The sequence below is a fragment of the Streptomyces coffeae genome, from assembly GCF_016741875.1.
GTDB lineage: Bacteria > Actinomycetota > Actinomycetes > Streptomycetales > Streptomycetaceae > Streptomyces > Streptomyces coffeae.
The window spans coordinates 123,906-143,536 of sequence record NZ_JAERRF010000010.1 but is presented as its reverse complement, the minus strand read 5'-3'; the positions used below and the strand labels follow the sequence as shown (position 1 = coordinate 143,536).

Below are 19,631 nucleotides of genomic sequence, written 5' to 3'. Positions count from 1 at the left end.
TCAGGCTCAGCCCTTGATCTCGGTCCAGGCCTGGACCCACTTGGCGTACGGCACGCACTTCGCGTCCTTGCGGCCGTCGAGGCACTGGGCGACCGGAGTGGTCCAGAAGTGGACCCTCTTCCAGTACGGTTCGTCGGCCGCGTGGAAGGTGTCGCAGTGGTTCTTGGCCGCGGTGAGGGCACAGGCTTTCTCGTTGGCCGGGGCCTCGCCGAAGTACTCGGCCACCTGTGCGTTGACCTTGGGGGAGATGATCCAGTCCATCCACTTGTAGGCGCAGTTGGGGTGCTTGGCCTTGGCCGAGATCATCCAGGTGTCGGACCAGCCGGTGGCGCCCTCCTTGGGCAGCACTGCCTTGACCGGGGCTTTCTCGGCCTGGGTGGCGTTGACGATCACCTGCCAGGAGGTGCCGACCACGGAGTTGCCGCTCTTGAAGGCGGAGATCTCCTTGAGGTAGTCGCTCCAGTACTCGCCGATGTTGCGGTTCTGGTCCTTGAGCAGATCCACGGCCGCGTCGAACTGCTTCTGGTCCAGCGCGTAGGGGTTCTTGATGCCCAGCGAGGGCTTGCTCTTCATCAGGTAGAGCGCGGCGTCGGCGATGTAGATCGGTGAGTCGTACGCGGTGACCTTGCCCTTGTGGGCGGACGCCTGGTCGAAGACGGCGGACCAGGAGTCGGGGGCGGGGGAGACCTTCTTGGTGTTGTACATCAGGAGGTTGGCGCCCCGGCCGTGCGGGATGCCGTAGGGGACGCCGTCGACCGAGTTCCAGTCCTTCTTCTTCAGACCGGCGAAGACGTCCTTGTAGTGGGGGACCAGCGTGGTGTTGACGGGTGCGGCGTCACCGGAGGCGATCAGCCGCAGCGAGGCGTCGCCGGAGGCGGAGACCGCGTCGTACTGACCGCTCTTCATCAGGCTGACCATCTCGTCGGAGCTGGCCGCGGTCTTGGAACTGACCTGACAGCCGGTCTGCTTCTCGAAGTCGCTGACCCAGTCGACCTTCGGGTCGTTGCTGCCGTCCTCGACATAGCCGGCCCAGGCGATGAGGTTCACCTTGCCCTCGGTCTTGCCGAGCTGCTTGCGCGGTTTGAGGTCCGGTGGATCGAAGCCGCCGGCCGACGAGGACGTACCGGACGAGCCGCAGGCGGTGGCGAGGAGCAGGACTCCGGCCGCCGCGGCGGCCTTGAGCGAATAGGGCATGTGCACGACAAGTCTCCACAGGGTGGGGGACGACGGAGGGATGAAAGGTGACGCGGGCGGGACGCGCCGGGGGCTCAGTCGGCGTCCGGGACCCGGACGGTGTGGCGCGGCTGCCACTGGAGCCTGACCCGTGAGCCGCGGTACCCCGCGACGTCCTCGGAGGAGGTCTCCAGGTTCTGCTGGAGGGCGGTGAGCCGCCCCCCGGCGTCGAGGTCGACGAGGAAACGGGTCGCGTCCCCGAGATAGACGACCTCGGCGACGGTGCCGACGGCGCCGGCACAGTCCGGCGTACCGCTGTCCCGGTCCTCCTTCAGCACCCGGATCTTCTCCGGGCGGATGCTGAAGGTGCCGGTTTCACCCACCACCTGCTCCGCGGCCGGACCGGTGAGCAGATTGGAGGTGCCGACAAAACCGGCGACGAAGGGGGTGGCGGGGCGTTCGTAGATCTCGGCGGGGGTGCCCACCTGCTCCACCCGGCCCCGGTTGAAGACCGCGATCCGGTCGCTCATGGTCAGCGCCTCGTCCTGGTCGTGGGTGACGAAGACGAAGGTGATGCCCACCTCCCGCTGGAGCTCCTTGAGTTCGATCTGCATCTGCTCGCGCAGCTTGAGGTCGAGGGCGCCCAGCGGTTCGTCGAGCAGCAGCACCCTGGGGCGGCTGACCAGGGCCCGGGCGAGGGCCACTCGCTGCCGCTGGCCTCCGGAGAGCTGGGCGGGCCTGCGGTCGCCGAGTCCTTCGAGCCGGACGTCGGCCAGTGCCTCACGGGCCCGGCGCAGCCGTTCGGCCTTCGGGACTCGTCGGATCTTCAGTCCGTAGGCGACGTTCTGCTCGATCGTCATATGCGGGAAGAGCGCGTAGTCCTGGAAGACGGTGTGCACATCCCGCTCGAACGGGGCGAGCCGGGTGACGTCCCGCCCGGCCAGCTCGATGGTGCCGCCGGTGGGCGGTTCGAAGCCCGCGATCATCCGGAGCACCGTGGTCTTGCCGGATCCGGAGGGCCCCAGCATCGAGAAGAACTCGCCGTCCGATATCTCCAGGTCGACTCCGGCGACCGCCTCCGTCTTCCCGAAGGACTTGCGCAGGCTCTGCAGTCGGATGGCTTTCCCCTCCATGGGCGGGAACCTTTCTGATGCCGCTGGACGTTGGTCCGTAAAACTATGAAGACATAGGTCTAATTACAAGACCCCGTTAAGGTAAAGCCTGAGTCAACGGACAGGGGGTGAGTGTGGTGACGCGAGACTTTGGCGGTGCCCGGCAGGGCGTCTTCGCGCCCGTCGACAGCCAGGCCAGGGTGGACGCTGTGGTGCGACGGCTGGGGGATGCCATAGAGCTCGGACTGCTGGCGGACGGGGAGCAGCTGCCCGGCGAGTCCGATCTCGCGGCGCGGCTCAGTGTCTCCACCGTCACCCTGCGTGAAGCACTCATGGCCCTGCGTCAGCAGGGGTTGGTCACCACCCGCAGGGGCCGCGGCGGGGGCAGCTTCGTCACCGTCCCCGAAGGCCCCGCCGAGGAGCGGCTGCGCGGGCTGCTCCTCGGCTGGAGCACTGAGGAGCTCCGTGACCTCGGCGACCACTGGGCCGCCGTCTCCGGAGCCGCCGCCCGACTGGCCGCCCACCGCACCGAGCCCGGCGATCTGCTCCAACTCAGCCGCTCCGTCGACCAGTTGGCCGAAGCGTCCGACCCCCCGGCGCGCAGCCGGGTGCACGGCCGTTTCCATGTGGAGCTGGCCGCCGCCGCCCAGTCCGCGCGGCTGACCCGCGAGGAGATAGCCATCCAGACGGAAGTGGGCGCGCTGCTCTCCCTGGTGCTCGCGGACGACGAGTATCTGAAGGACGTGTGCGATCGTCACCGCGCTGTGATCTGCGCCCTGCAAGATGATGCGGACGAGCAGGCCAGAGCCCTGGCCGAGGCGTGCGTCCAGCGGTGCATGGCGCGTCTGGTCGAACTCCGCCTCGCCACGCCCGGCTCCGCCGACGGACCCCCTCCCTAGGAGAACACCTATGGGTAGCAGCCCCCGACCCGCGGGTGCCGGGCCGGACCTCCTGGATGACACGGTGACGGCCGCCGATGTGGCGGTCCGGGTCCGCGACACCCTGGAGGGTGTGTTCGACGCCGTCCGCGAGATCCGTGACGACGCGGCCGAGCTGCTCACCTCCGTCTCGGCAAGCGGGCGGCAGCCCGTCACCACCGATCTGGCCGAGCTCCGCCCCGGGCTGCACACCCGGCTCACCCGGCTCGAACTGGTCTCCGGCGCGGGGTTCGTGGCCGCGCCGGAACTGCTCGCCGATGTACCGGCCTGGCTGGAGTGGTGGCAGATCGGCGCGGGCGGCGAGGTGCGCCCGCTGCTGCTCGACCTGGACCCGGAGCACTCGGCGTACTCCGACTACACCCACTGGGACTGGTTCGCACTGGCCCGGGACACCGGCCGCCGCGCGGTCGCCGGACCGTATGTGGACTACCTCTGCTCCGACGAGTACAGCCTCACCCTCTCCGTGCCGGTGACCGTCGATGGCCGTTTCATGGGCGTGGCGGCGGCGGATGTGTATCTCTCGCACTTCGAGGCCGCGGTGATGCCGGTGCTACAGCGGCTGCCCGACCCCGCCTTCCTCGTCAATGCGCGCGGCCGGGTCGCCGCCTCCACCTGCGCCGACTACCTCACCGGCGCGCTCTTCAAGGGCCCGGACTTCGGGGCGGTCCCGGCCGGTCCCGCGGACGGTGTCGAGCACGGCGGACGGCGGCTGCGGCCCTGCGGCGACATTCCGCTCATCCTGGTCACCTAGATTGTGCGTACTGGAAGAACGAACGACAAAGGTGGTCGACCCGATGAGCCTGTACGACATTCCGTTGCGCACCCTGTCCGGCGAGCCCACCACGCTCGGCACGCACCAGGACACCGCGGTGCTGCTGGTCAATGTGGCGTCCAAGTGCGGCCTCACGCCGCAGTACGAGGGTCTGGAGCGGTTGCAGCAGCGCTACGCCGGGCGTGGTTTCACCGTGCTGGGCGTGCCCTGCAACCAGTTCGCGGGGCAGGAACCGGGCACCGGTGAGGAGATCCACACCTTCTGCTCCACGACCTACGGCGTCACCTTCCCGCTGCTGGAGAAGACCGATGTCAACGGCGAGCAGCGGCACCCGCTCTACGCCGAGCTGACCAAGGTCGCGGACGCGGCCGGGGAGGCCGGGGATGTGCAGTGGAACTTCGAGAAGTTCCTGATCTCGCCGAGCGGTGAGGTCGTGGGCCGGTTCCGGCCGCGCACCGAGCCCGAGGCGCCGGAGCTGGTCGCCGCGATCGAGACCCAGCTGCCCGGCTGACCGGCGGAATGCCCGGACGGGGTGGGTGCCGCACACCGGCACCCACCCCGTCGGTGTGTCAGCCCCGCTCGGCGGCGAAGGCGACCAGCCACGCCAGCGGCGCGTTCCAGTTGATGGCCACCTCGTTGGTGGAGTACGAGCCGATGTCATCGACATAGCAGCGGGCGGGCGCACAGCCCCGCAGCTTCTCCTGCGCCACCGGATCCTCCAGGGACTGGTTGGGGCCGCCCGCGAGCGTACCGGCGGGCGGCTCCGGCAGCGCGGCGTCGTAGCTGTGCGCCCAGAAGCGGTGATGCTGGTGGTGTGACGCCCGGGTGCCGTGGCCGGTGATGAACGACTGACCGAGCGCGTTGCGGCCCAGCAGATAGTCGAGCGCCTCGATCGCCCCCGTGCGGTAGCGCCGCTCCCCGGTCAGCGCGTACGCCACGGCGATCACCGTCGCGTTGTTGGCCACCTGGCCGTTGGAGCCCCAGACATAGCCGTCCGCGGGCAGCGGGACGGCGTACCCCTGACGGTCCATCGCCGCCAGACAGTTGTCGGCAGCGGTGACCAACGAGCCGCGGATACGGGCGAGTTCGGCGGCGGGCAGCCCGACCGGGACGGTGGCCAGGGTGATCCGGCCGAGCGCCGCGGTGTCCTGCCAGGAGAAGCCGACCGGGGTGAACACCTCCTCGTCCGCGGTGTGGAAGGGCGAGGCGGTGACCGCGTCCCGGTACTCCGCCTCACCGGTGGTGGCGTACAGCTCGGCCGCGGCCCAGTAGAACTCGTCGCCGACCTCGGTGTCGTCGTACGGCCCGCCGCCGGTGCTGTCCGAAACCGGCGCCCACAGGCCGGGGGTGGCCCGTGCGGCGTTCCAGGCGCGGCGCGCGGAGGCCAGACAGCGGGTGGCGAAGAGCGGGTCGTACGGTGCGAAGACCCGGGCGCACTGCGCGGCGGCCGCGGCCAGGTTGAGGGTGGCCGCCGTCGACGGCGGGTGCAGCTCCCGCGGCTGGGCGTCCTGGTCGGGCCGGGTGGGCAGCGCGGTCCATGCGGCGTCATGGATCTTGTGGAACGCCATCCCCGCCCGCGGCTGTCCCTCCGGGATCTGCATCCGCATCAGGAACTCCAGCTCCCAGCGCGCCTCGTCGAGCACATCGGGCACGCCGTTGCTCCGCTCGGGCAGCCGCAGTGTGCCGTCGCCCAGCGCCGCCTGATGGCCCGCCCGCTGCGCGCGCTCGAAGGAGTTCACCAGCTGCCAGGTGGCGATACCGCCGTTGACCACATACTTGCCCTGGTCCCCGGCGTCGTACCAGCCACCGCGCACATCCCGGACCGCGTCGCACACCCCGCTGACGCACGGTACGGCGGTGTCACCGGTGTTGGGGGCGATCCCGAGGTGTCCGGCCGGCCGTGCGTAGGCCGCCCCGGCGAGTGACGCCTCGATGGGGATCCCGCTGCGCTGCTGGTAGAAGAAGGACATCGCGTCCGCGCGCAACGTGTCGTAGAGGTCGGTGCGGATGGCGAACGGAGGGCTGGTCCGCCCCTCGACGGTGAGGGTGTAGCCGGAGCCCGTGCCCCGGAACGAGGAGAAGTCCACCACATGCGTGGAGTCTCCGGAAGCGGGGTCGGTGCCGCGCGCGGTGGTGGTGCCGGAGGCGGTCAACATGCCGTGGGCGTCGTGGAGTTGCCAGGTTGATCCGGTGGCGCTCGCGCTCACGACGGTGGCGCGTTTGGGGCCGTCGGGCAGATAGCCGAGCTGGTTGACATGGACGGCGGACGGGGAGACGGCCGCGGCGGCGGACCGCGCCCCGGGGGCGGCGGGGGCCGCCGGGGCGGCGGCCAGGACCAGCGTGCCGACGAGCACGACGGCGGCCGTCCGCGCGCCGCGCGGCCGGGGGGAGTGGGACATGGGGACCCTTCTGTCGCGGGCGCGGCCGATGTGCGCACCGCGCTCGTGGGGACACGGGTGTTGGGAGCGCTCCCACGTTATGGGGGCGCGACAGTGCTGGGTAGGCCCGTACGGGCGAACGCGGGCGGCGGCTCCGGCTGTCACATCCGGGCGGCCGCATCCGTCGGACAGATGACGCGCGCGACATCCGCGCGGCATCTGCGACGAGGAGATAGGACCGATGGACCGGCACCACGTTCTGGCGGAGAGCTTCGAGGCCCACCGCGGACGGCTGCGGGCGGTGGCCTACCGCATGCTCGGCTCGCTGAGTGAGGCGGATGACGCGGTCCAGGAGACATGGCTGCGGCTGAGCCGTTCGGACGCCGAGGCGGTACGGAATATGGGGGGCTGGCTGACCACAGTGGTGGGCCGGGTCTGTCCGGACCTGCTGCGTTCGCGTCACCAGCGGCGTGAGGAGCCGCTGGAGGTGCGGGTGCCCGACCCGGAGGACCAGGCGCTGATCGCCGACTCGGTCGGCCTCGCCCTGCTCGTCGTCCTGGAGACACTCGCCCGGGCCGAACGGCTGGCCTTTGTGCTGCACGATCTCTTCGGGGTGCCCTTCGACGAGATCGCGCCGCTCGTCGACCGCAGCCCGGCGGCGGCCGGGCAGCTCGCCAGCCGCGCCCGGCGCCGGGTGCGGGGAGCGGCCCCGGCGCCCGATCCGGACCTCGCTAGGGTCCGTCGTCAAAGGGGGCGTCCGGCCGCGAGCGGCGTCTGGTGCAGGGGGCACCTCCCAGCGGTAGCTGGGGGAAGATCGCAAGGCGGAGGATCGCCCTCGTACCGGGCGTACTCGGGCGACTCCGACAACGCGGCCGGGGGCACCTCCCAGCGGTAGCTGGGGGCGCCGTGCCAGGCGTCGGGAGCAGGGCGGCCCCTGTGACGACGGGCCCTGGACAGCGCGAGGTCGTCGACGCGTTTCTCGCCGCCGCGCGCGCGGGCGACTTCGAGGGGCTGATCGCCCTGCTCGACCCCGAGGTGGTGCTGCGTGCCGACTACGGCGCGGCGTCCGCCCCGGCCTCGCGCGAGGTGCGCGGCGCCACGGCGGTGGCGAACCAGGCGCTCACCTTCTCGCGCGTGGGCGGATCGGGCACGGTGGCCCGGCCCGCCCTGGTGAACGGGGCGGTGGGGGTGGTCAGTTCACGCGCGGGCCGTCCGTTCTCGGTGCTGGGCTTCACGGTCACCGGGGGCGGATCGCCGCGATCGACATCCTGGCCGACCCCGAGCGGCTGAGCACCCTCGATCTGACGGTGCTGGACTGATCGAGCGGGGGCGCGGGCGTGCCGCACCGTCACACGGGCACGGCCACCGGTGTGTCGGCGTCTTTGCCGGTCCGGCCTTTGCGGTACAGGGCCGCCGTCAGCATCACCCCCGCGACGAAGATGCCCGCCGACCACCAGTAGGCGACCTCGTAGCTGTGCAGCTGAGCCCGGGCCGCGGTGACCGGGCCCGGCCGGTGCTCCGCCAGATAGTCGGCCGCGGCGTCGGCGGCCAGGGTGTTGAGCAGGGCGGTGCCGATGGAACCGCCGATCTGCTGCATCGTGTTGACGGCGGCGGAGGCGACCCCGGCGTCGTCCGGGTCGATCCGGTCGGTGGCCATCGCCATCGCCGGGGGCATCACCAGACCGAGCCCGATCCCGGACAGCAGCAGTGGCGGCAGCACGGTCGTGGCGTAGTCGCTGGCCAGGCCGAGGCCGGTCAGCCACACCATGGAGATGGCGGTCAGCCCCATCCCCAGCGGCACCACGGCCTTGGGGCCCAGTCGGGGCACCAGGACACCGGTGGAGAACTGCGCGCTGACCATCAGTCCGCCGATCATCGGCAGGAACGCAAGACCGGTCTGGACGGGGCTGAACCGCAGACCGCCCTGGAGGTAGTAGGTGAGGAACAGGAAGACACCGAACATGCCCGCGCCGGAGAGCCCGATGGCCAGGAAGGAGGCGCCGCGGTCGCGGTCCAGCAGCACCCGGGGCGGCAGCAGCGGATGGGCCGTACGGGTCTGCCGACGGGCGAAGGAAATCAGCAGTACGGTCCCGGCGGTCAGGAATCCCCAGGTGAGCGGGGAGGACCAGGAGTGGCTCTCGGCGTTGGAGAAGCCGTAGACCAGCCCGAAGAGGCCCGCGGAGACAACAACGGTGCCGGGGAGGTCGAGTCGGGGCCGGTCCGCGGGGGCGCCGCGGCGGAGGAACGCCACTCCGCCGGCCAGCGCGAGGGCGGCGAAGCCGAGATTGACGTAGAGGGTCCACCGCCAGCTCAGATGCTCGGTGAGCAGTCCGCCCAGCAGCAGTCCGATACCGCCGCCCGACACGGCGATGGCTCCGTACGCGCCGAACGCCTTCGCCCGCTCCCTGGCGTCGGTGAAGGTGGTGTTGAGCAGTGACAGCGTGGCGGGGGCGAGCAGCGCGGCGAAGAGACCTTGCAGGGCCCGGCCGGTGACCAGCAGTCCGAAGCCGCTTGCCGCCCCCGCCAGCGCCGAGGCCGCGGCGAACCCGGCCACACCGATGAGGAAGACCGCCCTGCGGCCGAAGAGGTCGGCCAGCCGCCCGCCGAGGAGCAGCAGACTGCCGAAGGGCAGGGAGTAGGCGGTGACGATCCACTGGCGGTTGCCGTCGGAGAAGCCGAGGTCGTGCTGTGCCGAGGGCAGGGCGATGTTCACGACGGTGGCGTCGAGGACCACCATCAGCTGAGCGATGCCAATGGCGGCGAGGATCCACCAGCGGTGCCGGACCGCGTCGGCCGGCGGGGAGATCGGAGTGGTCGGGCCGGTCGAGGTGCGGGTGGTGCTCTGGCGCATGGCGGTGCCCTCCGGGCTGGAGGCTGAACGATTCCGCAAGAGTACGAAACCGTTTCGTACTCCATGAAAGTAGCCCGCACTTCATCGAAACGCAAAAGTTTCGGTTACGCGTGTCGAGCGCGGTCATCCGGCGTAGCGCCGCCGCCGTCCGCGGGGCCGCTGCCGGTCAGCGCTTCCGGGGCGGGCGGCCCGGTTCGATCACGGTGACCCCGCCCTTCGCCCCCGCCGCCATCGCGGACAGCGCCTCGGGCACCTCATCCAGGCCGATGACATCGGTGACCAGCAGATCGGGCCGCAGTGATCCGGCCTCCACCATCTCCATCATCGGCCGGTAGGCGTGGGCGGCCATGCCATGGCTGCCGAGCAGGTGCAGTTCGAGCGCGATCACTTGGTCCATGGGGAGCATCGGGGTGCCGGCGGCCGGCGGCAGCAGTCCGACCTGGACATGGCGGCCATGGCGACGGAGGGACTTGATGGACGCGGCACAGGTGCGCGGGGAGCCCAGCGCGTCCAGTGAGACATGGGCCCCGCCCCCCGTCGCGTCCGCGACCGCCTCCGCCACCGACCCCAGGATGGACGCCGCGTCCACGCACACCTCCGCCCCGAACCGCGCGGCCAGGGCGAGTGCACGCGGTGCGATGTCCACCGCCACCACCCGTGCCCCGGCGGCCGCGGCGATCATGACCGCGGACAGCCCCACCCCGCCGCAGCCGTGCACCGCGACCCATTGCCCCGGGGCGACCCGGCCCTGTGTCACCACGGCGCGGAACGCGGTGGCGAAACGGCAGCCGAGGCTCGCGGCCGTGGTGAACGACAGCTCATTGCGGATACCGACCAGATTCACGTCGGCGTTCTCGATCGCCACGAACTCCGCGAAGGACCCCCAGTGGGTGAACCCCGGCTGGGTCTGCCGCTCGCACACCTGCTGGGCGCCCTCCGCGCAGGCGGCACAGCGCCCGCACGCACACACGAAGGGGACGGTGACCCGGTGTCCCGGGCTCCAGTTGAGGACGTCCGGGCCCACCTCCGCCACCACACCCGCCAGTTCATGGCCGGGGACATGCGGCAGCCGTATGTCCGGGTCGTGCCCCATCCAGCCGTGCCAGTCGCTGCGGCACAGCCCGGTCGCCTCGACCCGGATCACCACACCGCTCCGGGAGGGGGCGGGGTCGTCGACGATCCGGACCTCGGGCCTGTGCCCGAAGTCGTCGAACACCACAGCGCGCATCGACCCGCTCCCTCGCTCGAACACCCGGTGGGGGCGCTCGAACCTACACCACAACCGGCGGGTACGAGCGTGCGTGTGCGGTGCCCCACGAGGGCTGCCGCGCGCCGGGGTTGCGCGAAAGGCGGGCGGCTCCCCTCCGCGCACCCGTGGCTCAGCGCTTGTCGCGCTGTCCGTCGGCGAGTTGGCCGGCGGTCCGGTCGGCCCCGGCCCGCCGCTGGGCCCGCTCGGACAGGCTCGGGAACAGTCCGCCGAGGGCGCTGCCGAAGCGCAGCTCCACCGGGGCGACGTTCACTTCGGCCCGGTTGCGCTCGATGGCGCGGATGGTCGCCACCGCCACCTGGCGGGTGGAGACGGTCCGCACCCCGGCGGGCGGAGTGGCGCCGGAGTCGGCGAACATCCCCGCGTCGCCCACGAATCCGGGCTGCACCAGCGACACTCCGACACCCGTCCCGTGCAGGTCCTGCCGCAAGCCGAGCGTGAAGCCGCGCAGCCCGAACTTGGACGCGTTGTAGAGCGCGGCACCGGGGGAGGCGGTACGGCCCGACAGCGAGCCGATCATCACCAGATGGCCGGAGCCCTCGGCCACCATCCTGGGAGCCATCAGCCGGGACAGCAGCAGCGGAGCGCGCAGATTGACATCGAGGGCGCGGTCGATCTGGTCGGTCTCATAGTCGAGGACCTGCCCGCTGGAGGGCAGCGCGGCGTTGGCGATGAGGATCCGGGCGTCCGACGCCTCCTCGGCGAGCCGCTCGAGGTCCTTGCGGTCGGCCAGATCGGCCACCAGCGCCCGCCCCCCGAGCCGGTCGGCCAGCGGCCGCAGCACCTCCTCGCGCCGCCCGGTGAGCAGGAGGTTGGCGCCCTTGGCCGCGAGCGCGCGGGCCAGTGTCTGGCCGATGCCTCCGGTAGCCCCGGTGAGCAGGACGGTCGTACCGCTGATCCGCATGCGATCTCCTCCGGTTACTGACGGGTTCGTCGGGGCACCGTACTGCCCGCCCCCGGTACCCGCGCCACCCGGGGGAGCGAGAGGTCCCCCCCCCGCACCACCCGGCGTGGAGGGATCAGGTGTCGCGGCCGGACGCAACTCCCAGCCCGTACACCCGCCGGGCGTTGTCCGCGGCGAGCAGCGCCGCCACCCGGTGGGCGTCCCGCCGCGACCAGGCTCCCTCCGCCACCCAGCCGTTCACCAGCGCGGCCAGCGCCTCCTGGAACAGCCGGGCCCCCACCACATACAGCTCGGGCAGACCGTAGGCGTCCGTGGAGAACAGCACCTTGCCGAAGGGCGCGAGCTCCAGCATCTCGGCCAGAATGGCACCGGCCCGCGCTCCGGTGTGCGCCAGGGCCAGCCCCACATCGGCGTAGACATGGGGGAAGACGGCGGCCAGATAGCCCGCGCCGCGGTGGTACGGATAGCCGTGCAGCAGGATCAGTGTGCAGCCGGTGGGCCGTACCGCGCGGATGAAGTCGGTCAGCGCGAGCGGATCGCAGCGGTCCAGCCGCAGATCCGGATCCCCGAACCCGGTGTGCAACTGGAGGGGCAGCCCGGTGTGCGCGGCCGACCACAGCAGATGGCGCAGCAGTACGGGATCGGTGACCCGGGCCGCGGCCCCGGGATCGTCGGACCGGTGGGCGAGCCAGCGCTCGGCCGCGGTGTGGACGGCGGCCGGGGCCGGGGGTTCGGGGGCGAAGTCCAGCCCGTAGCGGTACGCGGCCACCGACTTGAACCCCGCGGCCGTACGGGCCGCCTCGCGCACCCCGTCCGCAAGACCGGTCAGAAAGTCGTCCGCGGTCAGCGCGGTGTCGGCGGTCCGCTCCGCCAGGTGCTCCAGGCGGACGATCTCATGGGCCGTACCGCCCGACGCCGTGGCCAGCTCCCGCGGGGTGGTGAGATCCCCGGGCAGCCCCGTGTCCACCAGGAACGCACCGATGCCGGACGCCGTCAGCAGCCGCCGGGTCACCTCCCGCACCCCCAACTCGCGCCGCCGGGCGAGATAGTGGGCGGGCGGACAGTGCGGTTCCAGGCCGAGCAGCGGCGGACACCAGCGGCGCACCGCGAAGCCCAGCTGGCTGTCGAAGAACGTGGTGCCGAGCGCGGCGGGCGCGTCGGACTCGGTCAGGAACGCCTCGAACGCGGCCGAGTCCAGCTCGGAGCGGACCACCCCGTGGCAGTGGTGGTCCACCAGGGGCGGCAGCGGAAGTTCGGCCGGGTCCGGCCTCTCGGCGGCGGGCACGGTTCAGTACCGCCCGCGGGTCGCGGTCGCGATCTCCTGGGGGCTCGCCTTCGCGAACAGCTCGGACTCCGCCCGGCGTACCGCCGCGATGGACTCGAAGAGCGGATCGCCCATCGCCTCCCGGAGCACCGCGGAGTCCTCGAACCGCTCCAGCGCCTCCGGCAGCGAGGTGGGCAGCCGCCGCTCCCGCCCCTGGACCACCGGGTCACCGGACACCGGCGCGGGCAGCGTCAGACCGGCGTCGAGACCGGCCAGCCCGGCGGCGATGACCGAGCCCGTCACCAGATACGGATTGGCCGCCGGGTCAAAGCATTTGACCTCGGCGTTGGCCGCGCCCGGGTCGTCCGGCGCGCCGGTGATGAAGCGCAGTGCGGCCTCCCGGTTCTCCAGCCCCCAGCACTGGTACGCCCCGGCCCAGCGGGAGGGCTCGAGCCGCAGATAGCTCGCGGGGGAGGGGGCGCCGACCGCGAGCAGGGCGGGCAGGGCCCGCAGCACCCCGGCGAGGAACGCCTCGCTCGTGGCCGTCATCCCGTGGGGGCCGTCGCCGTCCCGGCACAGATTGCTGTCGTCCTGCCACAGGCTCAGATGGAGATGGCCGCCGTTGCCCACCCCGCCCGCCTCGACCACCGGACCGAACAGCGGGTGCAGCCCGGCCCGCCCCGACACCGCCCGGATCGTCTCCCGTACCAGGACGGCCAGGTCGGCGGCGCCGACCGGGTCCGCGGGGGCCACGGACACCTCGAACTGCCCCGGGGAGTACTCCGGGTGGAGCTGGAGCACCTCGACCTGCTGGGCGTGCAGGGCGCCGAGCAGATCGGCGAGATATCCGGAGAGGTCGACCACCCGGGCCATCCCGTACGCGGGGCCCGTGGTGGGGTAGAGCGGCTTCTCGTCCGACGGCTCGTCCGAGGTGACGACCCACTCCGTCTCGAACCCCATGCGCAGGGTGAGCCCCCGCTCCCGGGCCCGCTCCGTCATCCGCCGGGCGAACAGCCGCTGGCAGGTGGGGTGCACCGCTCCCGCCTGGTCGTACCGGTCGGCCGGCGCCCAGGCCCAGCCGGGCTGGGCTGCCAGCGGGGTGAGCCGGTCGAGGTCGGGGAAGAGCCGCAGATCGCCGTCGGGGCCGCCGATATGGGGGCTCGTGGTCATGGAGTCGTCCACCAGATAGACGTCGAAGACCGGGGACATCCCGACGCCACGGCGCGCGGCGTGCGGAAGCCGTGCGGTGGGCACGGTCTTCACCCGGGTGAGGCCCGCATTGTCCACCCAGGTCAGCGCGATTCCGCCGACTCCGTCCGCGGCCAGCCGCTCGGCCTCCTGCCGAGCCCGCGCATACGCCCGCTCGCTGTCGCCCGTCACCATGCACTTCCTCCTCTGTCGCCGCCTATGCCCCGAGAGTATTGCCTCGAACCGGTGGTGCGGTGACGGAACGTCCCGATCAGAGAGGGAGGGTGACGGTCAGTCACGTATGGCGACGAGTCGCCTCCGCCGCGACGGCGGCGCTCGGCGCGGCCCGTGCGGTCGCTGTCGGGGCGCGATCCGCCCCGGCCTTCATGGCGCGGTGCCACGGCGGACGCGCCCACGTCCGACGTGGCACCGCGCGGCTGCCCCGCCGCTCCGTGCCGTGATGCGGTGCGTTCCCACCGCGCCTCCGCGGCGTGGGGAATCCGCCGCGGTGACCGCCCCCGCTCGGCCCGGGATTGGCGCATCCGGCCCCGCTTTCGTACAGTTCCGCCGTTACCCAGGGAAAACGGCGATACCAGAAAGCGGCAGCGGCGATGACGGTGACTGACGACGGCCGGGCCGGGACGACGGGTGTCGATCCCATGACAACGGGCGCAACGGGCGTCGATCCCATGACAGCGGAGGCGAGCGAGACGGGACCGGCGGCCGAGGCCGCCGCCGAGGTGCCCGGGATCGATCCCGAGCGGATGGCGATCTGCCTGAGCGTGCTCGCGGAGCTCGACCGGCTGCCGCTCGACCACCCCGACGCCATCGCCGTGCGACGCGCCACCGCCGGGATCTATCGCACCGTGAAGCAGCGCCGCCGCCAGGAGCGGCGGGCCGCGAAGACGGCCAATGACAAGGCCGTGACCGAGGCCACCGCCACCGGGGCCGCCGACCGGATCGACGACGAGACACTCGGCCGGGCCCTCACCAGCTCGGTGACCACGGAGATCGCGGGCATCCTGGAGCGCGCCCGCTCCTGCTACGTGTGCAAGACCCGCTATGTCGAGGTCGACGCGTTCTACCACCAGCTCTGCCGCGAGTGCGCCGCCGAGAACCGGGCCCGCCGGGACGCCCGTACCGATCTCACCGGACGGCGTGCGCTGCTCACCGGCGGCCGCGCGAAGATCGGGATGTATATCGCGCTGCGGCTGCTGCGCGATGGCGCGCACACCACCATCACCACCCGCTTCCCCAACGACGCCATCCGCCGCTTCAAGGCGATGCCCGACAGCGGTGAGTGGCTGCACCGGCTGAAGATCGTCGGCATTGATCTACGGGACCCCGCCCAGGTCATCGGGCTGGCCGACACGGTGAGCGCCGCCGGTCCGCTCGACATCCTGATCAACAACGCCGCGCAGACCGTCCGCCGCACGCCCCAGGCCTACGCGGAGCTGATAGCGGGCGAGTCGGCGCCGCTGCCCGCCGGGGAGCTGCCCGAGGCCACGGTCCTCGGCGCGTTCGGCAGCGGGTCCCAGACGGCGCTGCCGGGACCGCGCCGGCCGCGGGACGGGGCGCTGTCCCCGCAGGACCTCACCGCTCTCGCCCTCACCAGCGGCTCCGCCTCACCCGCCCGGATCGAGGCCGGCACCGCGATCGACGCGGGCGGGCTCATACCGGACCTGGACGCGACCAACACCTGGATCCAGCGGGTCCACGAGGTCGACCCCGTCGAGATGCTCGAAGTACAGCTCTGCAACGAGACGGCGCCCTTCATCCTGGTGAGCCGACTGCGCCCGGCGATGGCCGCCTCGCCCGCCCGGCGCACGTACGTGGTGAACGTGTCCGCGATGGAGGGCAAGTTCGGCCGCGGCTACAAGGGCGCCGGGCATCCGCACACCAATATGGCCAAGGCCGCGCTCAACATGCTCACCCGCACCAGTGCGCGCGAGATGTTCGAGTCCGACGCCATCCTGATGACCAGCGTCGACACCGGCTGGATCACCGATGAGCGGCCGCACCCGGACAAGATGCGGCTGGCCGCCGAGGGCTTCCACGCCCCGCTCGACCTCGTCGACGGCGCGGCTCGGGTCTACGACCCGATCGTCCGGGGTGAGCAGGGCGAGGACCTCTTCGGCTGCTTCCTCAAGGACTACGCGCCGACGACCTGGTAGCCGGTCGTCGGCGCGGCGACGTGCCCCTCACCGGCCCGCCGCCGTCCCCGGACGGCGGCGGAACAGCGCCGTGCAGCGGCGCACCAGCCGGCGGGCGCGGGACCGCAGCGCGGCCCGGGCACGCGCACGGCGGCGTGCGCCGCGGCTGGCGGCCAGCTCCTCGAAGAGCCGCTCGTAGCGCCGGGAGATCGGCGTCGGGTCGTACATCCGCGCGGACTCCAGCGCCGCGGCCCCCATGGCCCGCCGGGCCGGGGCGTCGTCGATCAGCTCCAGCAGGGCAGCGGCGAGCGCGTGCTTGTCCCCGGTCGGCACCAGCCGACCGGTGGCTCCGTCCTGGATGATCTCGGCGGGCCCGAGCGGGCAGTCGGTGCTCACCACCGGCACCCCGCAGCGCATCGCCTCCACGATCGTCATGCCGAACGACTCGGCGTCCGAGGCCACCGCGACCAGCGACGCCCTGGCGAACTCCGCCTCGATCGGGAAGCGCGGCCCCATCAGCTCGGCGCTGCCCGTCAGCCCCTGCCCGCTGATGCGCTCGCGCAGCCGGTCCTTCTCCGCACCGCCGCCGTAGATCCGCAGCCGCCATTCGGGATGCTTGTCCACCACCTCGGCGAAGGCGTCGATCAGCAGGTCGAAGCGTTTGCCGCGGACCAGTCGCCCGGCCGCCGCGATCACCGGCTCGGTGCCCTCGGAGGGCGGGAGGTCCGGTTCCGGGACGCTGTTGGGTATCGCCAGGATCTGAACTCCCGGCAGCGGCATCCGCTTCCGGTAGACCGCGGAGTCGGCCTCGGTCGTGGTGACCACGGCGTCGAGCGTGCGGTAGTGCGGTGCGAGCTCCGCCCGCAGCCGCTTGCTGTGCGCCTCGAACCGCAGATGCTCCTGGGCGATGCGCAGCGCGCCGCGCGGGCCGAAGCGGGCGAGATAGACATTGACGCCCGGCCGGGTGCCCACGATCACATCGGCGCCGCAGCCGCGCAGATACTCGGCCGCCCGCTCGTCGATCAGCCTGCTGTACTGCTCGTAGCGCTTCTCGTGGACCGGGAAGTCCCGGGCCGGCTCGCCGAATCGGGGATCCCGTGCGTCGGCACCGTCCGAGCGCGTGTCCACCAGCGGGATCAGCCGTACCCGGGGGTCCACGGTGAAACGCGGCGTCTCGCGGTGCCGCTGCATCGAGGCGATCTCCACCTCGTGGTGATCGGCCAGCGCCGCGGCGAGATTCAGCGTGGTCCGGATCGTTCCGCCGATCCCGTAGGCGTTGTGCAGCAGGAATACGATCTTCATACGGTGATTTTCTCCGGCCGGTGGCATCGCCGGGGCGGGTTTCCCCCGGAACGTATCCGACACCCTCTCCGGGTTCGGTAAGCCGGTCGCGAGAACAAGGTGAGAGCCGGGTAAGAAGTGCAGCCCGGGAGGGGTGGGCGGATCCGGCGCCCGATGGATCTTGGCAGACTCGGGGAGTGATGAACACCGTGCTGCTCGCCGAGGACGACCGAGCCATCCGCCATGCCCTGGAGCGCGCCCTGACCCTGGAGGGATACCGGGTCACCGCGGTCTCCGACGGCATCGAGGCGCTGGCCGCCGCGCATCGCGAGCATCCGGACGTGATCGTGCTCGATGTGATGATGCCGGGGGTGGACGGACTCCAGGTGTGCCGGGTGCTGCGTGCCGAGGGGGACCGTACACCCATCCTGATGCTCACCGCGAGGGTCGAGACCGCCGATCGGATCGAGGGCCTGGACGCGGGCGCGGACGACTATGTGGCCAAGCCCTTCGAGGTCGAGGAGGTCTTCGCCCGGCTGCGGGCCCTGCTGCGCCGTGCGGCCCCCGCCCCCGTGGAGCCCGGTGAACCGGCCGTCGATGGCGTGGTCGAGGTCGCGGACCTGCGACTTGACCCCTGGGCGCGGCGGGTCTGGCGCGGCGGTACGGAACTGGAGCTGACCCGCACCGAGTTCGACCTGCTGGAACTGCTGGGGCGCAACGCGGGTATCGTCCTGGACCACGCCACCATCTACGCCCGCATCTGGGGCTATGACTTCGGCCCCGGATCGAAGAACCTCGCCGTCTACATCGGCTATCTGCGCCGGAAGGTCGACCAGGACGGCACCGAGCCCCTCATCCACACCGTGCGCGGCGTCGGCTACACCCTGCGGGAGGACTGAGAGCGTGCGCCGTCCCCGCCGGTTCCGCGGTCCGCGACCCAGTCTGCGGACCACCTTCGCGCTGTCCTTCGCGGCCGTCGCCTCCGTGGTCACCCTGCTGGTCGGCGGCCTCAGCTACGACGCCGCGGCCGGTCTGGTGCGGGTGGACCAGCAGTCGGCCTTCGACGACGTCGTGCGCGATCTGCGGACCGAGGTCCAGGGGCAGAAGGTGGTGCTCAGCGAGTACCCCTCCGAGGTGCCGGTCCCCTACGACCTCCGGGGCGAACTGCGCCGGATCAGCCGGATGGACGTCCAGGTGATCAACGGCCGGGGCACCGTCTACGACGCGGGCAAACCCCCGCTGCCGGTCGGCCCCGAGGACCGGGCCACCGCCGCCTCCGGGACGGCCGGGGCCGTGGTGCGGCGCAACGTCGGCATCGGCGACGAGCCGTACCGGATGGCCACCGTGGCCGTCGGCGACGGCACCGGGGCGATCCAGGTGGCCCAGCAGCTCAGTGACACCGAGGACCTGCTCAACGAACTCCAGAAGCGCACCGCGCTGTTCATCGCCGCCGTCATCGCCGCCGCCGGGCTCGCCGGATGGTGGCTGGCGGGACGGATCACCCGGCGGCTGGTGCGGCTGACCCGGGTCGCCGAGAGCGTGGCGGCGACGGGCCGGATGGAGGTGGCGGTACCGGTCACCGGACAGGACGAAGTGGGCCGTCTGGGCCGGTCGTTCGACGGCATGCTGGGACAGCTCGCCCGCTCCAAGGACGACCAGCGGCGGCTGGTCCAGGACGCCGGGCACGAACTGCGCACCCCGCTCACCTCGCTGCGCACCAATGTCTCGCTGCTGCGCCGCTTCGAGGAACTGCCGCCGTCCGCGCGCGAGGACCTGCTCGCCGATCTGGCGGGGGAGACCCGGGAACTGACCGATCTGGTCAATGAACTGGTGGAGCTGGCGGCCGGTCAGAAGGACGACGAACCGCGTACCCCGGTGTCGCTGGAAGCGGTGGCCACCACTGCCGCGACCCTCGCCCGCCGCCGGACCGGCCGCGAGATCACCGTACGGGCACAAGGCGATACCCGGGTCGAGGGCGGCCCGGCCGCCCTGCAACGGGCGATCTCCAACCTGGTGGAGAACGCCGCCAAGTTCGACCAGGAGGGCACCGAACCGGTCGAGGTGGTGGTCACCGGCTGCCGGGTGGAGGTCCGCGACCGCGGCCCCGGAATCGACGAGGAAGACCGCGAGCGGGTCTTCGACCGCTTCTACCGGGCGCCGGGCGCCCGCAGTCTGCCCGGCTCCGGGCTCGGTCTGGCCATTGTGCGCGAGATCGCCCTCGCGCACGGCGGCACGGTCTTCGCCCGGCCGCGGCCGGGCGGTGGTGCGGTGCTGGGCTTCACGGTGGGCGATCGCCCCGTGAAGCCCTGACCCCGTTCAGGTCCCCCGTCGCACCGGTTGTTCCCCCGTT

Annotated in this window: 15 protein-coding genes and 2 pseudogenes; 8 read left to right on the top strand and 9 right to left on the bottom strand. The window is 72.0% G+C overall.

From position 1 onward, the window contains the following. Positions 1–6 precede the first annotated feature (6 nt). Together JK363_RS19250 and JK363_RS19245 are read right to left on the bottom strand one after the other, a co-directional pair. Positions 7–1,194, bottom strand: a complete 1,188-nt coding sequence (locus JK363_RS19250; RefSeq protein WP_201876330.1) for an ABC transporter substrate-binding protein — start codon at positions 1,192–1,194, stop codon at positions 7–9. Between the two features lie 74 nt (positions 1,195–1,268). Next, positions 1,269–2,306 (bottom strand): ABC transporter ATP-binding protein, encoded by a 1,038-nt coding sequence (locus JK363_RS19245; RefSeq protein WP_201876165.1) that lies wholly within the window; start codon positions 2,304–2,306, stop codon positions 1,269–1,271. Between the two features lie 116 nt (positions 2,307–2,422). On the opposite strand from JK363_RS19245, the gene JK363_RS19240 reads away from it, so the two are divergent. Genes JK363_RS19240 through JK363_RS19230 form a run of 3 tightly spaced genes read left to right on the top strand, consistent with a single transcriptional unit; the run spans position 2,423 to position 4,506 of the window. Then, positions 2,423–3,184, top strand: a complete 762-nt coding sequence (locus JK363_RS19240; RefSeq protein WP_307821787.1) for a FadR/GntR family transcriptional regulator — start codon at positions 2,423–2,425, stop codon at positions 3,182–3,184. A 10-nt stretch (positions 3,185–3,194) separates the two neighbouring features. Continuing rightward, positions 3,195–3,974 carry a PDC sensor domain-containing protein gene (locus tag JK363_RS19235; protein ID WP_236075936.1) on the top strand — a complete coding sequence of 260 codons (780 nt, stop codon included), beginning with the start codon at positions 3,195–3,197 and terminating at the stop codon, positions 3,972–3,974. A 43-nt stretch (positions 3,975–4,017) separates the two neighbouring features. Continuing rightward, on the top strand, positions 4,018–4,506 hold the full coding sequence (locus tag JK363_RS19230; protein ID WP_201876163.1) for a glutathione peroxidase: 489 nt from the start codon (positions 4,018–4,020) through the stop codon (positions 4,504–4,506). Between the two features lie 58 nt (positions 4,507–4,564). Here JK363_RS19230 and JK363_RS19225 read toward each other — a convergent pair whose 3' ends face one another. Continuing rightward, a complete protein-coding gene (locus JK363_RS19225; RefSeq protein WP_201876162.1) occupies positions 4,565–6,394 on the bottom strand; it encodes a glycoside hydrolase family 9 protein in 1,830 nt (609 codons plus the stop codon). Positions 6,395–6,614: 220 nt separating this feature from the next. Between JK363_RS19225 and JK363_RS19220 the strand changes: the two are divergent. Both JK363_RS19220 and JK363_RS19215 read left to right on the top strand, forming a co-directional pair. Next, a pseudogene (locus tag JK363_RS19220) lies at positions 6,615–7,115 on the top strand (sigma-70 family RNA polymerase sigma factor); the annotation flags it as partial. A 212-nt stretch (positions 7,116–7,327) separates the two neighbouring features. After that, positions 7,328–7,692: pseudogene (locus tag JK363_RS19215) on the top strand (sigma-70 family RNA polymerase sigma factor family protein); the annotation flags it as partial. Positions 7,693–7,721: 29 nt separating this feature from the next. Here the strand turns inward: JK363_RS19215 and JK363_RS19210 are convergent. From JK363_RS19210 to JK363_RS19190, 5 genes are all read right to left on the bottom strand, one after another. Then, complete coding sequence (locus JK363_RS19210) at positions 7,722–9,224, bottom strand: MFS transporter (protein ID WP_201876159.1); 1,503 nt, start codon at positions 9,222–9,224, stop codon at positions 7,722–7,724. A gap of 166 nt (positions 9,225–9,390) precedes the next feature. Next, positions 9,391–10,452 (bottom strand): zinc-binding dehydrogenase, encoded by a 1,062-nt coding sequence (locus JK363_RS19205; RefSeq protein ID WP_201876158.1) that lies wholly within the window; start codon positions 10,450–10,452, stop codon positions 9,391–9,393. Between the two features lie 151 nt (positions 10,453–10,603). After that, positions 10,604–11,395: an SDR family NAD(P)-dependent oxidoreductase gene (locus JK363_RS19200; protein WP_201876157.1), complete on the bottom strand. Its 792-nt coding sequence runs from the start codon at positions 11,393–11,395 to the stop codon at positions 10,604–10,606. 115 nt (positions 11,396–11,510) lie between these two features. Further along, positions 11,511–12,680 carry an amidohydrolase family protein gene (locus tag JK363_RS19195; protein WP_201876156.1) on the bottom strand — a complete coding sequence of 390 codons (1,170 nt, stop codon included), beginning with the start codon at positions 12,678–12,680 and terminating at the stop codon, positions 11,511–11,513. A gap of 3 nt (positions 12,681–12,683) precedes the next feature. Next, positions 12,684–14,042, bottom strand: a complete 1,359-nt coding sequence (locus JK363_RS19190; RefSeq protein WP_201876155.1) for a type I glutamate--ammonia ligase — start codon at positions 14,040–14,042, stop codon at positions 12,684–12,686. A gap of 494 nt (positions 14,043–14,536) precedes the next feature. On the opposite strand from JK363_RS19190, the gene JK363_RS19185 reads away from it, so the two are divergent. Beyond that, entirely contained in the window at positions 14,537–16,021 is a 1,485-nt protein-coding gene (locus JK363_RS19185) for an SDR family NAD(P)-dependent oxidoreductase (protein WP_201876328.1), read from the top strand. 27 nt (positions 16,022–16,048) lie between these two features. Here JK363_RS19185 and JK363_RS19180 read toward each other — a convergent pair whose 3' ends face one another. Further along, positions 16,049–17,302 (bottom strand): glycosyltransferase, encoded by a 1,254-nt coding sequence (locus JK363_RS19180; protein WP_201876154.1) that lies wholly within the window; start codon positions 17,300–17,302, stop codon positions 16,049–16,051. Positions 17,303–17,478: 176 nt separating this feature from the next. Here JK363_RS19180 and JK363_RS19175 point away from each other — a divergent pair, with 176 nt between their 5' ends. Continuing rightward, positions 17,479–18,180: a response regulator transcription factor gene (locus tag JK363_RS19175; RefSeq protein ID WP_201876153.1), complete on the top strand. Its 702-nt coding sequence runs from the start codon at positions 17,479–17,481 to the stop codon at positions 18,178–18,180. Positions 18,181–18,184: 4 nt separating this feature from the next. Next, the gene (locus tag JK363_RS19170; RefSeq protein WP_201876152.1) at positions 18,185–19,591 is read left to right on the top strand and encodes a sensor histidine kinase; all 1,407 of its coding nucleotides are present in this window, start codon (positions 18,185–18,187) and stop codon (positions 19,589–19,591) included. The last annotated feature ends 40 nt before the right edge of the window (positions 19,592–19,631 follow it).

What these genes read in the sequence shown, in the direction of transcription:
- JK363_RS19190 (WP_201876155.1), bottom strand. Translation starts at nt 14,042, where the DNA reads ATGGTGACGGGCGACAGCGAGCGGGCGTATGCGCGGGCTCGGCAGGAG.
- JK363_RS19185 (WP_201876328.1), top strand. Translation starts at nt 14,537, where the DNA reads ATGACAGCGGAGGCGAGCGAGACGGGACCGGCGGCCGAGGCCGCCGCC.
- JK363_RS19230 (WP_201876163.1), top strand. Translation starts at nt 4,018, where the DNA reads ATGAGCCTGTACGACATTCCGTTGCGCACCCTGTCCGGCGAGCCCACC.
- JK363_RS19250 (WP_201876330.1), bottom strand. Translation starts at nt 1,194, where the DNA reads ATGCCCTATTCGCTCAAGGCCGCCGCGGCGGCCGGAGTCCTGCTCCTC.
- JK363_RS19205 (WP_201876158.1), bottom strand. Translation starts at nt 10,452, where the DNA reads ATGCGCGCTGTGGTGTTCGACGACTTCGGGCACAGGCCCGAGGTCCGG.
- JK363_RS19200 (WP_201876157.1), bottom strand. Translation starts at nt 11,395, where the DNA reads ATGCGGATCAGCGGTACGACCGTCCTGCTCACCGGGGCTACCGGAGGC.
- JK363_RS19235 (WP_236075936.1), top strand. Translation starts at nt 3,195, where the DNA reads ATGGGTAGCAGCCCCCGACCCGCGGGTGCCGGGCCGGACCTCCTGGAT.
- JK363_RS19210 (WP_201876159.1), bottom strand. Translation starts at nt 9,224, where the DNA reads ATGCGCCAGAGCACCACCCGCACCTCGACCGGCCCGACCACTCCGATC.
- JK363_RS19245 (WP_201876165.1), bottom strand. Translation starts at nt 2,306, where the DNA reads ATGGAGGGGAAAGCCATCCGACTGCAGAGCCTGCGCAAGTCCTTCGGG.
- JK363_RS19225 (WP_201876162.1), bottom strand. Translation starts at nt 6,394, where the DNA reads ATGTCCCACTCCCCCCGGCCGCGCGGCGCGCGGACGGCCGCCGTCGTG.
- JK363_RS19180 (WP_201876154.1), bottom strand. Translation starts at nt 17,302, where the DNA reads ATGAAGATCGTATTCCTGCTGCACAACGCCTACGGGATCGGCGGAACG.